The organism is Streptomyces sp. NPDC005151 (genome assembly GCF_053599875.1).
Genome location: NZ_JBSFYR010000006.1, coordinates 1 through 13267, shown reverse-complemented (window position 1 = coordinate 13267; position 13267 = coordinate 1). Strand labels below are relative to the sequence as shown.

The 13267-nt window shown below is 68.5% G+C and carries 9 protein-coding genes; 1 reads left to right on the top strand and 8 read right to left on the bottom strand.

Going from position 1 to position 13267, the window contains the following annotated elements; translation table 11 throughout:
- Position 1: 1 nt before the first annotated feature.
- The 6 genes from ACWD6R_RS05265 to ACWD6R_RS05240 are packed head-to-tail and all read right to left on the bottom strand — an operon-like array spanning position 2 to position 6514.
- Entirely contained in the window at positions 2-1063 is a 1062-nt protein-coding gene (locus ACWD6R_RS05265; RefSeq protein WP_451817480.1) for a hydroxymethylglutaryl-CoA reductase, read from the bottom strand.
- A complete protein-coding gene (fni, locus tag ACWD6R_RS05260; RefSeq protein WP_451817479.1) occupies positions 1060-2181 on the bottom strand; it encodes a type 2 isopentenyl-diphosphate Delta-isomerase in 1122 nt (373 codons plus the stop codon). Before fni ends, ACWD6R_RS05265 begins: the two co-directional genes overlap by 4 nt.
- Positions 2178-3287 carry a phosphomevalonate kinase gene (locus ACWD6R_RS05255; protein ID WP_451817478.1) on the bottom strand — a complete coding sequence of 370 codons (1110 nt, stop codon included), beginning with the start codon at positions 3285-3287 and terminating at the stop codon, positions 2178-2180. The genes fni and ACWD6R_RS05255 overlap by 4 nt, the downstream gene beginning before the upstream one ends.
- Positions 3284-4333, bottom strand: a complete 1050-nt coding sequence (gene mvaD, locus ACWD6R_RS05250; RefSeq protein WP_451817477.1) for a diphosphomevalonate decarboxylase — start codon at positions 4331-4333, stop codon at positions 3284-3286. The genes ACWD6R_RS05255 and mvaD overlap by 4 nt, the downstream gene beginning before the upstream one ends.
- The gene (mvk, locus tag ACWD6R_RS05245) at positions 4323-5426 is read right to left on the bottom strand and encodes a mevalonate kinase (protein ID WP_451817476.1); all 1104 of its coding nucleotides are present in this window, start codon (positions 5424-5426) and stop codon (positions 4323-4325) included. Before mvk ends, mvaD begins: the two co-directional genes overlap by 11 nt.
- Positions 5426-6514, bottom strand: a complete 1089-nt coding sequence (locus tag ACWD6R_RS05240) for a polyprenyl synthetase family protein (RefSeq protein WP_451817475.1) — start codon at positions 6512-6514, stop codon at positions 5426-5428. The genes mvk and ACWD6R_RS05240 overlap by 1 nt, the downstream gene beginning before the upstream one ends.
- A gap of 440 nt (positions 6515-6954) precedes the next feature.
- Between ACWD6R_RS05240 and ACWD6R_RS05235 the strand changes: the two genes are divergently transcribed.
- Complete coding sequence (locus tag ACWD6R_RS05235; RefSeq protein ID WP_451817474.1) at positions 6955-9642, top strand: AAA family ATPase; 2688 nt, start codon at positions 6955-6957, stop codon at positions 9640-9642.
- Positions 9643-9834: 192 nt separating this feature from the next.
- On the opposite strand, the gene ACWD6R_RS05230 is transcribed toward ACWD6R_RS05235, so the two are convergent.
- Together ACWD6R_RS05230 and ACWD6R_RS05225 are read right to left on the bottom strand one after the other, a co-directional pair.
- Positions 9835-11772 (bottom strand): LuxR C-terminal-related transcriptional regulator, encoded by a 1938-nt coding sequence (locus tag ACWD6R_RS05230; protein WP_451817473.1) that lies wholly within the window; start codon positions 11770-11772, stop codon positions 9835-9837.
- A gap of 651 nt (positions 11773-12423) precedes the next feature.
- A complete protein-coding gene (locus ACWD6R_RS05225; RefSeq protein ID WP_451817472.1) occupies positions 12424-13218 on the bottom strand; it encodes an ISAs1 family transposase in 795 nt (264 codons plus the stop codon).
- Positions 13219-13267 lie beyond the last annotated feature (49 nt).

Sequence of the window (13267 nt, the reverse complement as noted above, 5' to 3'; positions counted from 1 at the left end):
ACTAGCCTCCGATCGTGGTTGTCGCGTTTTTGCGTTCCAGTCGAACGTGCGCCCGCATGAGCTCGCCCGGGTTTGTCTGCGCCGCCATGAGGGAGAGTTCGCCGCACAGCACCGTCGCGGCCGCGATGACCGCGAGCCGGCGCGCGTTGTCGCCGGGTTCGCGCACCGCGCGGCAGCCGAGCCGCTCCAGGTTCTCCTCGACGAAGTCGAGGCCCTTTCCATTGCCGACCGTTCCCACGATCAGGTTGGGCAGGGTGCAGGAGAAGTAGAGGTCGCCGTCCCGGTCCTCGGCCACGGTCACACCCTGGGAACCCTCCACGATGTTCGCCGCGTCCTGGCCCGTCGCCAGATAGAAACCGAGCAGCATGTTCGCGTAATGCGCATTGGCTGAGCGAATTCCGCCGGCGAGAAGGGTGCCGATCAGGTTCTTGCCGACGTTCAGGTCGGCTATCGCAGTGGCCGATGTGCGCAGCGACCTGTGGACGATGTCACGTGGCAGGAGGAGTTCGGCGATGACCTTCTTGCCGCGGCCGAGGATGCCGTTGATCGCGGTCGCCTTCTTGTCCGTGCAGTAGTTCCCCGAGATCGACCCGTAGGTGATTCCCGGAATGGCTTTCAGGATGTGGGTGAGGAGCGCATCGGCGGCCAGCGTCGCCATATTGTGCCCGGACGCGTCGCCAGTGGTGAACTCGAAGCGGAGAAACAGCAGGTTGGCCGCGATCTCATGGTGGAACCCGATGAGTTCGACGAATCGGCCGCAGGTGCGCACGATCTCACGAAGTTCATCGAGGCGCGCGTCGACCTCCAGGGCGGCCATGTGCGCGGTCTGCGCGTCCTGGGCCCTGACGAACACCGAGCGCGTCATCCGGTCGTCAACCAGGGTGGTGACGATGCCCTGCTCGACCATGGTGGAGAGCCTCGCGCCCCGGCCGACGGAGGGCCACAGCGGTGACTCGTAGGTGGCGAGCGGCACCTCCGTCTCGAGCTCGGCCACGTTCCCCGATATACGCAGGGGACCCACCCATTTCATGGGAACGCCGGCAACCGCTGTGGCGTCGGTCATCGAGTGCCTCCAATCGTCTCGTGTTTCGTGCTATAGGAGTTGGTGCTGTAGGAGCTGGCCCGGCAAGACCGGGAGCGGGTGGCCAGCCACCGGGTCTCGATCCCCCGGTCGGCGCAGAACGCGCGCAGGTCGCCATGGACGAGCACGTCGCAGCGGGTCAGGTCGGCGGGGGTCCGCGCGCCCAGCGCGGTCATCACGGCTGTGACCTGATCGGTCCACGAGGAGAGCAGCGAGATCAGTGCCGGCGCACCGCCGTCGAGCACGGTCTTGAGGAACAGGCCGGACGCCCCGGCGGCGGAAGCGCCGAGCGCCAGTGCGCGCACGACGTCGAGCGGATGGCGGACACCGCCGGAGGCCAGCACCGGGAGACCGACGCCCTGGGCGTCCAGCAGGCAGGCCGGAGTGGACTGTCCCCAGCCGTTGAGGTACGAGTAGTCGGGCTGATCACGCCGGTCGTTCTCGATACGTGCGAAGTCCGTGCCGCCGCTGCCGGAGACATCGGCCACCCGCACGCCCATCTCCTGGAGCTGCAACAGGGTTTCGCGGCTGAGCCCGAAGCCGACCTCCTTCACGATCAGCGGGACGTCGACGCCGGCCGCGATCTCCTCGATCCGCGGGCCCCAGGAGGCGAACGACCGGTCGCCCTCCGGCATCACCGTTTCCTGGATCACGTTGACGTGGATCTGCAGAGCATCGGCCTGCAGCAGGTCGACGGCCCTCCGTGCCTTCTCGACCGTGGCGTTGGCGTTGACGTTCGCCAGGATGAATCCCTCCGGGTTCTCCTTGCGCATCACGCTGAAGGTGTCCGCCACAGATTCGTCGGCGAAGTACGGGCTCATGGACCCCGTCGCGATGGAAACACCGGTCTCGCGGGCGGCGATCGCCAGATCGCGGTTGATGACGCCGGTCTTGGGGCTGCCGCCGGTCATCGCGTTGATGTACAGCGGAACTTGCCATTCGATGCCACCGAACCGGGTGGCCAGCGAGACGTCGGAGCTATCGATACCGGACAGCGCATGATGCACGAAGGACACGTCGTCGAACTGGTTGTGCCCGCTGCGTTGGCGATGCTGCTCGGTGGCGAACCGGACGTGGTCGTCCTTACGCTCAGCGATCATGCTGCGCTCCCTTTCGTCGGCTGGATGTGAATCGGCATGGGGAGCACCCCGGCGGCGGCCCACCGCTTCCGCAGTCGCGACACCTTCCGTGCCGCCGCGGCGTCCAGGAACGCGATGCCGCAGTCGCCGCCCCCGGCGCCCGAGGGCTTTGCGGCGCCGCCGACGGCCTCGGCGGCGTCGCACAGCGCCGTCAGCCTGGTGGTGAAAATGCCGAGACGAACCGCGTCGTCCAGATCGGCGAGCATCCGGCGGGCACCGCGGATCCGGTGCAGCAGCTCGTCGTCGTCTCCCCGTTCGAGCGCGCGGATCGAGGCATGCACGCAGGCGTCGCTGCGCTCGACGAAGTCCCGCTGTGCCACGCTGCCCCGCCACTCCCCCGTCTCCAGGCGTCCTGCCAACGAGGAGGTGCTGGCCGGTTCTCCCGTCCAGCCCACCTCCAGCGCGAGTCCGCGGGGCGGCGGCAGCCGGCGCAGCGCGAAACCCGGCCACGGCGCCCGGAGGGTCTGCTCGATGCCCCCGCGCCGCGCCATGGCGAGCACGGCTGCCCGGTCGGGCGCCTGGTAGGCGACCCAGCCGCCCCAGACGCTCGCGGCGAGATCGCCGCCGGAGGAGCGGGGGTCGCGCCGCGCCGTGGCCAGCAGCGCGAGCCGGAACCGGGCATCGGGTGACAGTTCCATGCCGTAGTACGCGGCCACGGCGGTCACCGTGGCGACCGTCACCGCGCCGCTCGACCCCAGGCCGAACTTGGTCCCGTCGCGGTGCAGGCGGCTCGTGATCGAGACGCGGATCGACGGCGCGCGCCGTCCGCGCTCGGCCAGCAGCCCGTCGACCACGTCGATCGCCGACACCACATGGCCGAGGCGGTTCAGTGCCCGCGGCTCGTCGTCGGCGTCGAGCCCGCCGTCACCGCGCCGCAGGCGCGCTCCTTGCGGGCTGAGGTCGGACTCGATCACGACCTCGGCCCCGTCGGCTGCCGACACGGTGACGCTGACGTGGCGGTCGACCGCCACCAGGATCGCCGGGTGGCCCGGCTCCAGCACCGCGTACTCGCCGACGACGAACAGCTTGCCCGGGGCCTGCCGGGTGATCGCCCGGCCGACGGTCACCGCTCGGCCCCCGTCTGCAGCCAGGCGCCCGGTCCGCGCCGCGCGATGACCACCGAGCAGCCGGGTGCGGCGTCACGCGCCGCATCGGCCACCCGGGCGGCGTCCGCACGGTGGCAGAGCACCTTGACGTTGGGTCCGGCGTCCATGGTCGCGTAGGCCGAGACGCCGTCCGCACGCAGCCGCAGCACGCCGTCGAGCACGGCCACCGTGGGCGGCGACAGATAGCGCACCGCCGGTCGCGCGGCCAGCATCGTCGCGTGCATGCCGAGGGCGTTCCGCTCGGCGATCTCCCCCACCGCGTCGAGATCGCCCCGCCGCAACGCTGCCCGCAGCTCGGCCAGATCGGCCTTGCTGGAGGTCGCCCACGCCTGGTAGAGCGGCGAGGTGTCGACGGTCCGCCGCATGGCCGCCCGGCTGGACACGGCCTTGGCACCCGCGTCGACCAGCGCGATCACCAGCGCCGGGTCGAAATCCGGGGCCGGTACCGGCTCCGCGTAGGAGCCGAGGTCCGCGGCCGCGCCGGCGCCCCGGCCCGCATGGCAGATCGCGAAGCCGCTGAAGATCGACCGGGAGGCCGACGCGGACCCTCGGCGGGCCAGCCGCGACAGCGCGGTGCGATCGAGATCGAGTCCGTATGCGGCGGCGCCGGCCAGGGCCAGGGCGGCGAATCCGCTCGCCGAGGACGCCAGACCCGCCCCGGTGGGGACGGAGTTGCGGGTGACGACGGTGGCCGGCTCGGAGCGCCCGGACCTCTCCCGCAGCAGCTCCAGGAAGTCGATGACGCGCCGCCGCGCCTCGCCCTCCGCGGGCGAGCCGTCGAACGTGACGCTGTCGGCCGACGCCTCGGGGTCCAACCGGACGGTGGTGGTCGTCGGGAAGACGTCCAGGGTCATCGACAGGCTGTCGACGTACGGAATCATGAGCCGCTCGTCGCGCTTGCCCCAGTACTTGATCAGCGCGATGTTCGGATGGGCCACGGCCGTCGCGCCGTGGCCCAGTGCGCTGACGGCCGCCTCGGCCGGCTCCACCTGGTGGTCAGTCCGCATGGTGCGCATACCTTCCTGCCGGCACGATCCAGGTCCGGTCGGCCCCGGCTTCTTGGAGACCGCTCACGACCGCCTCGGCCTGGCCGGGCTCGTCGGCCAGCGCGATCATGCAGCCGCCCAGGCCGCCGCCGCTGATCTTGGCGCCCAGGCTGCCGGCGGCGAGCGCGGCTTCGACCAGGGCGTCGATTCGGTCCGTGCTGATCCCGATCTCGCGGAGCAGCCGGTGGTTCTCGGTCATCCGCGCGCCGAAGTCGCTCCACCGGCCGCGAGCGAGGTCCCGCACGGCCGCGTCCGTCAGGTCCGACACCTGGCCGACGAACGCCTCCCGCGTCTCCGGTTCGCGCTCGAACCTGTGCCGCAGCAGCTCCACCGCCTCCCTGGTGCCGCCGCTCGCTCCGCTGTCCGCAATGACGAACAGTCCGTCGGAACCGGGAGGCCGGCCGGCGTCGGCGCGGCCCTCGGTCCGCTCCCGGGTGTGCGAGGAGCCGTCCCCCGGCATCGGAAGAGGCAGCTCCCGGGCAGTGCCGGAGCGGAACAGCAGGGGGGAGGTCGCACCGGTGGCGATCGCGTCGATACCGCTCGCCCTGCCGTGCGCCACCTCCTCGGAAGCCTGTACGAGATCGAACGCCGCCCTGGCGTCGAGGCGGCGGCCGAGGAGATCCGCGAGCGCCAGCACCGCCGCCCGGGCGCAGGCGGCGCTGGAGCCGAGCCCACGGCCCTGCGGGATCGCGCAGTCGATGAGCACGTCCGCACACAAGCCGTCGACGACGCCGGCCCATTCTTTGAACTCCGCCACCAGGCGCTGCAGTCCGCTCGAGGACGACGGTATCTCCGACGTGAACCCCGGTCCTGCCAGCGCGAAGGTGACCTGGTCCGCGCCGTCACCCGACCCTGGGCGCCGCGTCGCGTTCGCGGTGACCGTCAGCTGCGGAACCGGAATCGCCAGTGCCGGAGCGCCGTACACGACGGCGTGTTCGCCGAGCAGGATGGCCTTGCCGTGGGCACGTCCGACACCGGTGCGCCGGTGCTCGGCGTCCGGCTCACCCGCGAGATCCGTGCGGTCGGTGACGGTGCGCGGATGTGTCGCTGCCATCAGTGGCCCCGCTGCGTCGCCTTGATCGCCATCTCGGCGAGCTGTTGCTTTGCGGGACCGGTGGCGCTGCTCGCCTCCAGCACGGCAATGGCCCGGTCGGCGCGGCGCGCGATCTCCCGTTCGATGTGATCCACGGCGCCGACGTCGGTGAGGACGGCGCGGACCCGGGCGAGGTCGTCGTCGGTGAGGTCGGTGCCGATCGTCGCCCTGAGGAACGCCGCCGCCTGCGGATCGCGTTCGTCCGCGCGCTTCAGCGCTGTCGCGAGCAGCACTGTCCGCTTGCCCTCGCGCAGGTCGTCTCCCGACGGCTTGCCCGTCACCGCCGGGTCGCCGAACACGCCCAGCAGGTCGTCCCGCAGCTGAAAGGCGATGCCGATGTCGGCGCCGAACGCCCGGTAGGCCGCGACGAGGCCGACGTCGGCGCCGGCGATCGCGGCGCCGAACTGCAGGGGTCGCTCCACCGTGTACGAGGCCGTCTTGTACTGGTCGACCAGCAGCGCCGCGTGGACGTCCTCCTCGTCGCTCGCCTGGCTGATCAGGTCGAGCAGCTGACCGTACATCACCTCGTAGCGCACCGCGGACCACACCGGTCCGAGCCGGGTCTGCGCATCCGCCGGCAGCCCGGACGCGCGCACCATGACGTCGGACCACACCAGGGCCAGGTCCCCGACCAGGATGGCGGCTCCCACGCCGAAAGCGCCCGGGTCACCGGAGAAGCGCCGCATCCGATGCCGCTCGGCGAAGACCACATGTGCGGCGGGATGGCCGCGACGGGTCTGGGACGCGTCGATGATGTCGTCGTGGATCAGCCCCGACGCGTGCAGCAGCTCGAATCCCGCGCAGGCGCGCAACACCGCCGAGGCGACCGGGTCGCCCGGGTCGCCGCCGGCACCGATCCAGCCCAGCCAGGCGAAGGTCGGCCGGATACGCTTGCCGCCGCGCAGGATGTAGTTCTCCAACTCGGCGACGGTCGCCGCGAAGTCCTCACCGAGCGAAGCGGCCTCGGCTCGGCGTTCCGCGAAAAAGTCACTGATCGCGGCATCGATGGCTGCCGGGTCCACGGCTGCTCCGAGATAACTGACGGTCATGCTTTCATCTCCCGGTCGAGGCGACGGTCACTCTCACACTCATGCATCTCGGACTCCCGTGAATTCGCTGAGTTCAGTCACGTCGAGCGCGGAGCGGTTCCCGGCCCATTCCGAATGCACGTCATCCCGCAGGAAAACAAGGCGATCTCGGGAACAGCGCGTCAAAGTCGTTGCCCTGCTCACCAGCGAATCGGAACGACACGAACGGTAATGACAAAACGTCCGCGCTGCCCACTACTCGGGTGAGTAGTTCGAATGTAACCAGGTATTCCCGCCACACCGGCGGGCATCCCGTATAACTGAACAGGCCACGCTGATCGCTCGAATTGATCACTGGTGAACGCCGGGTGTTCAACTGGCCAGTCCGGACAGTTGCACACCGCGTTGCGCCTGACGGAACGCTGCTTGGACGGCTCTTCAGAGCAACACGGGGGGGAATCATGAATCCATTGGCAGGGCGTGAGCACATCCTGGCTGCGTTGGGCTCCCATTTGGACGCCACCGCGCAGGGGTCCGGGAGCTGCGTCATCTTCGAGGGCCCGTTCGGCGTGGGCAAGTCTCAGCTGTTGCAGGCCGCGGCCCTGGAGGCGGCCGAGCGCGGCCTGACGGCGGTCGTGGGGCGGACAGGCGGCATCGATCAGCCGACCCCCATGCACCTGCTGATCAACTTCTTACGGCGGGCGCTGCCCGGTGCGGCCGGACTCGACGATCTGGTGCGCCCGGGCAGCAATCCCTTCTGGCTCATGGACCGGATCGGTGAGCTGGTCGAAGACGCGGCGCGCAGGCACCCTCTTGTGATCGTGCTGGACGACGTCCATCGGATCGACGATGTCAGCGCACTGGCCCTGCGGGAGCTTGTTCGGTCGCTCGCTTCGTCTCCGGTGCTCTGGCTGCTCGCCCGCCGGCCGGTTCCCTCGTCGATGCTCGCCCAGCACGCCCTCGACTGGCTGATCGACCACGCCGCCGTTCGGCTCCACGTGGGGGCGCTCGACGATGAGGCGGTGGCCGAGCTGTGTACCGGCATCCTCGGCGCCAAACCGGACTCATCGGTGCTCCGCTGGGCGGCTCGCTGCGAAGGCAACCCCTGGTTGGTGAAGAACGTCTTCCGCGCGCTCATGAAAGCCGGACAGGTCGTCGTCCTGGACGGCACGGCCTCGGTGCTGACCGAACGTGTACCCGCCGGACTCCGTACGGCGATCGGCAGGCTGCTGGATGGTATGTCGCCCGGGGTTCGACGGCTCCTCGAACACAGCGGGCGGTCCGGCCGTCCGTTCACGGTCGAGCAGGTGGCAGATCTGCTCGGCGAGCCGACCGCCGGTCTGTCCACCGCTGTCGAGGAGGCGGTGCAGGTGGGCTTGGTACGAAGGGAGGGCCCGGAGTTGGCGTTCACCCACGAGGTGATCGCTGAAGCGCTTCGGTATGCCGCGCCCTCGGACAGTGAGTCCGCCAGGCCTGCCGCCGCGCCCGCTCCCGCCGTGCGGCCCTCCCAGACCGGCGCGGCGGACTTCCGCCCCGATCGGCCGGGCCCTGTCCCGTCGGTCGTTACACCCGCCACGCCACCGCAACCGTCATCGCCGAGACACAGGGACGACGCCATGGCGGCCCGGGCCGTCTCGGCACTGGCGCGTCACTGCGAGAACACACCGGGAGCGCTGGCGCGTGTACTGCGCCTACTCGTCGCGGTGGGGCGGGATGCCGAAGCCTCCCGTCTCGTGGACACCGCCGTGCGCCCCGGCCTCGACGCGGCGGCCGAGACGCAGCTCGTGCTGGAGCTGGGGCAAGGGCTGCGGGACGCCGACTGCCACGACTTGTCCGCCCAGCTGCTGCGTCGAGCGCTGGCCCGGCAGGATATCTGCGAGCTGGACCGCGCCAAGCTGAGCCGGGCAGTCGCGGACACCGCGGAGACCGCGGAACGCGTGAGCGGCGAACCAGGCGCGGTGGCGGCACCGTGGCGTGGGCAGCCGGCAGCTCTGCCTCACTCCGACGGGTACGAACGCCCGTTGTGGACATGGCTGGCCCGGGCCCTCGTCGCGGTCGATCAGTTCGATGCAACGGCGGCCGTCCTCACCGCCGTCAAAGAGGAGGCGGACAGGCTCGGCGAGACCTGGCCTGAGTCCCTGTGGCACGGACACCGAGCCGAACTACTGGCGGCGACAGGCCGGCTCGAGGAAGCCCGTGCCGAAGCCGAGAGCGCGCTCCGCCTCGCGGAGCGGTCGGCGCCCGAGCACTCGGTACCCGCACGCCTGGTGCTGGCCCGCATCAGTACGCAATGTGACGATCTTGCCACCGCCAGCGAGCAGCTGCGCATGGCCGAACGACTGGTGCCCGGTGATGCGGCAGCCGACAGGACCCGCCTGGACTGGGCGCTCGCGCAGTTCCACGCGGCCAGTGGGCGTCCGGCGATGATGGTCCGGACACTGATCAACGTCGAGGCGCCGACCTCACCCGACCCGCTGCTCTTCTCCGAGGCTCCGACGGCGGCCGCGACGCTCATTCGCCAGGCCAAGCAGGCGGGACTCGGCGCGGAAGCCGAGCAGGCAGCCGCGTTCGCCCGGCACGTCGCCGAGCGCAACCCGGGCGTGCAGTCGTTGAGGGGCGGAGCCGAACACGCGGAGGGCGTTCTGTGCGGCGATGCGACCGCACTGCATCGCGCCGCGGAGCTCCACCGGCTCGCCGGACGTCCTCTGGCGGCGGGCAACGCACTGGAGGACGCGGCGCGGGTGGACCAGGGCATGGGGGACAAGAGCCGAGCGGTCCAGCTCCTCGAGTCCGCCCTGGACCTCTATCTGGACTGCGGGGCGACGCGCGACACGGCACGCGTGCAGAAGAAGCTGCGTCGTCTCGGCGTGCACCACGTGCGCCGACTCGTCGTCGGCCGACCCAAGTCGGGCTGGGAGAGCCTCACGAGTGCGGAGCTGCGCGTTGTACGAGCGATCGTCGACGGCAGGACCAACCGTGAAGCGGCAAGCGTCCTGTTCCTGTCGCCCCACACCGTCGACAGCCACCTCCGGCGGGTGTTCTCGAAGCTCGACATCAACAGTCGCGTCGAGCTGACCAGGCACTTCTTCGCGCACGAGGCCCCCTCGCCGGTGCCGGTCGGCGCACGCCAGTTCGGATCCACAGGCTGATCCGGCCGCGGCGCGGTGCGAAAAGGGTCGAGCGTGTCCTGAGAGGGAACCGACGAGCCCCCGACAGCCGGGCGAGACGCCTGTGTCTCGACCCGGCCGACCAAGGACCTCGCCCATCACACCCACCGCCGCCCGCTCGCGGTGCGCGGGCGGAACACGCTTAATCATGAGCATGACATCCAGCACTGCCGATCAGATGGCGTTCTTCTCCTCGCCTTCCATCGCGTAGACGGCGGCTTTACTCGAATAGGTCGCCGCCTGGCGCGCCAGTTCGACGCGCGTGTTGATCCCCATCTTCCGATAGATCTTGCGGAGGTGGTAGTTCACCGTATGCGCCGATAAGTGCACGCGTCTGGCGATCTGGCGATTCGTCAGTCCCACACTCACCAGATAGGAGATTCGCCGCTCCATCTCGGAGAGGCGCGACCAGCAGGTGACATTCTGCAGTGAGAAGGCGTCCGCGGATGGCGGTGAAATCGCCTGCCGCCACCGTGCCGGAACTTGGGCCGTATACAGCTTGGCGAGTTCCTCTGTCGCCAGGGCCACGGAGACGGGGTCCGGCGACTCAACGACGATGTGTGCCAGGGCAGCCGGGTCGCTGTTGGCCAACGCGTTGGCATGCATGGCTGTGAGGCCCACGATCGAAATACCGGGGTTGTCGCCCACAAGACCGTCCACAGTGTCGAGGACGCTGCGCTGGAGGTTGCTGTCACCGACGTCGCGTGCCAGGCGGACCAGAAAGGCGGCAGAACTCGGATCCTCGATGTAGAGAGACCGCTGCGTCGGGAGGCGACCGTACTTGTCGGACAGCAGCTCGAAAGCCGCCCGAGGTCCGTCCTTCTTGGCCGCGATGAGTATGTCCGTCCAGGCGTACTGTGCGGACTCCAGCACCGCCTGACTGCTCGCCAGGTCAGTGTGCATCCGCTGCACGTGCTCGATCGCTGCGGGTAGGTCCCCCAGATACACAGAGATGGTGCCGAGCACGGAGGACGCCAGTGGGCGGAACATGGGAACAGCTTCCCGCTCCAACGCGACAATCGCTGCCTCCGCCTCCCGGCGGGCATCGCCCAGACGTCCGGACTGGAGGAATATCCGGGCCCGCATGGCCGCGGGCGCAGCCGTCCAGACCGGTGTGAGCAGTCCTCGCAGGCCGGCGTCCACGTCATCGATCAACGATTCCGCCTTGTTGAATTCGCGAAGGCTTGCGAGCTTTCCCGCCAGCGCAAGCTGGAAATGCAGACGCCATACGGGATCGACATCGTCGCTGTATTGCACCGCGGTACGGCCAAGGCTGAGACCCTCGGACAGCTCTCCGGCCCGCCAGTGCACATTGGAGAGAGTAGTCAGCGCCATCAACGCGGCGATATCACCCGACCGAGTACCGCGCTCCCGCAGAATTCGCTCGGAGAGCTTGACGGCTTTTTCTTCGCCGAGCAGGAAGTATCCCAGGATCGCTGATGCTTCCGCATCCAGCCGCGCCGTCTGCGAAATCCCCGGACTCGTGAGAACACTTTCCGCGACATGTATGCCGGCTGCTGCATGTCCGTTCATGATCAGATGGTACGCCCTGGAGTACTGGCCACCAGCTCCCTCTTCGACCGCATAGCACGGCTCAGCCGGACGCCCAGTCACCCCGAAGTGCTCATCGCTTTCCTGGATACGCTTTCCGGGGAGCCCTATCGCCTCACGCCGCAACGCGCCACGCGCAGGAGCGGGGATGGACTCGACGACCCCCCGAAAAAGGAACTCACTCTGGAACGCGAGTTGGTGCTCGGCCTCGATGACGAATCCGGAGAGCAGCGCCTCGTCCAGGGGCGCGAGCAAGCTGGCCGAGGACCGATCCAGCATTCTGGACACATCCTCCAGCATGAAGGACCTGCCCAACACCGCTGCGACCTTGAGGAACTGCTGGCAGGCCGCGCTCAGCTCGCTCAACTGACCACTCACAGCAGTCAGCACACGACGCGGAATCTGCCGTACGGTGAGCCGCACCGCGCCATTGCACTCCTCAACGACCCCTTCCTCGGCGAGCCCGAACGCGAGCTCGGCGAGCAAGTGAGGATCTCCGCCGGCACCCGCCGCAAAGTCGATCAGCTCGGGGCTGATATCAGCCCCGAGAATATCCAGCAATATTTGCCTCCGGGCGTCTTCGTTCAGCGGCCCCGGAATCCGCCCACTGATTGCGGCATCAGATATTGCATCTGGTCTTCGGTTCCCAATTGTCGGTCTCGTTGACATAGCCACACCCCGATCACACTCATGCAACTGAAGAGAACATGTCGAATTGGATCAACCGCAGGGCACCAAGAGCGGTGCGGTTTTTCCGACTTCAAACGTGAAGTCCATCAATTGTTGGCGCGGACGCATGATCAGCATCGGAGCGATTCAAGGTATGCCATCGTCTGCCATGACTTCCCCCCCGTATACCGTGCGGCCATGGGAACCGGAACACCTCGTGCGGTCGCCTGTTACTCAGCGTGCTATTGACCGGATGTCAACACCTGCAGATGAGGGTCTACACCTTTCTGGTCATAGCGGGCATATGCAGCGACCCACGGCCTGTCGACCATAGCACGACACAATTTCTCGGCCAATCACTTCTTAAAGATCTTCTACTCGGGAGATTTCCAAGGAGTTTTCCTCGCGACATGGGATACTGATGGTTTTCCCTGCCATCTCCATTACTTTTCATCACAAGGCAGTTGAGTCGCCCACAGAACCGGACACGACTGGGCGAACGTCTGCCTGCGGGGCCGAACCAGGGCTGCCGCAAAGTCGCATTCATGAGGAAACCTGCTGGTCAGCGGGTACTCCGAAGAGGTCGAGCGGGGCCTTGTGCGGTGCCAGTCCGAGGCGCCGTTGCGCGTCGGCGATGGAACTGCCGGTCCAGCAAAGGAAATTGATGGCGATCGATCTCAACGTGGAGATGTTTTGCGGGCCGTGGCCAGTGCGGATCCGCGCGGCGTCCTCGCCGAAGGTCACATCCCGCACATAGTGGATCTTGTTTTCCACTCCCCAGTGGCCCCTCGCGTACCGCGCGAAGGTCTCGGGAGCCGCCCGCCGCGAGGTGAGGTCGGTGATCAGGTAGACGATCTCGCGGGTCCGCTTCCCCGACGCCTCCACCGTGCGGTGCCGGACGACCCGGGCGACCTGCCGCACATAAGGGAAGGCCAGATCGCCCCAGGTCACCGCCTTGGTCACCGGAGTCTCCAGCCGGCTGTGCCCGCGCTCGCTCTCCTTGTGCACGGCCGTCACCTCCTTCCACGGGATCGAGCGGCACGCCTCCCACAAGGTCAGCTGGTTCCGCTTCACGGTGAGAACGAAGTGCGCGCCCATCTCCCCCACCAGCACCTTCGCGGTCTCCGCCTGGGTATGCAGGGCATCGGCCGTGACCACCACACCCCGCAGGTCCAGGACGCTGAGCAGCGGGCCAGGGCCGGGATCTCGTTGCTCTTGTCCGCGACCCGCTGCTGAGCGACCAGCGTGCCGTCCTGAGCCATCGCGCCGATCAGCATCACTGCGCTCTCCGTACCGTTCCTGAACAGTGAGCAGGAGTGAGTCCTGTCTCGCTGGCACGCCCCGAACGGTCTTGGGCGCACTGGTCCTCCGCTTTCTCGTCCTGGGC

Bases quoted from the DNA above. Each gene is read 5' to 3' on its own strand.
- ACWD6R_RS05265 (WP_451817480.1), bottom strand. From the start codon at position 1,063: ATGACCGACGCCACAGCGGTTGCCGGCGTTCCCATGAAATGGGTGGGT.
- fni (WP_451817479.1), bottom strand. From the start codon at position 2,181: ATGATCGCTGAGCGTAAGGACGACCACGTCCGGTTCGCCACCGAGCAG.
- mvaD (WP_451817477.1), bottom strand. From the start codon at position 4,333: ATGCGGACTGACCACCAGGTGGAGCCGGCCGAGGCGGCCGTCAGCGCA.
- mvk (WP_451817476.1), bottom strand. From the start codon at position 5,426: ATGGCAGCGACACATCCGCGCACCGTCACCGACCGCACGGATCTCGCG.
- ACWD6R_RS05240 (WP_451817475.1), bottom strand. From the start codon at position 6,514: ATGACCGTCAGTTATCTCGGAGCAGCCGTGGACCCGGCAGCCATCGAT.
- ACWD6R_RS05235 (WP_451817474.1), top strand. From the start codon at position 6,955: ATGAATCCATTGGCAGGGCGTGAGCACATCCTGGCTGCGTTGGGCTCC.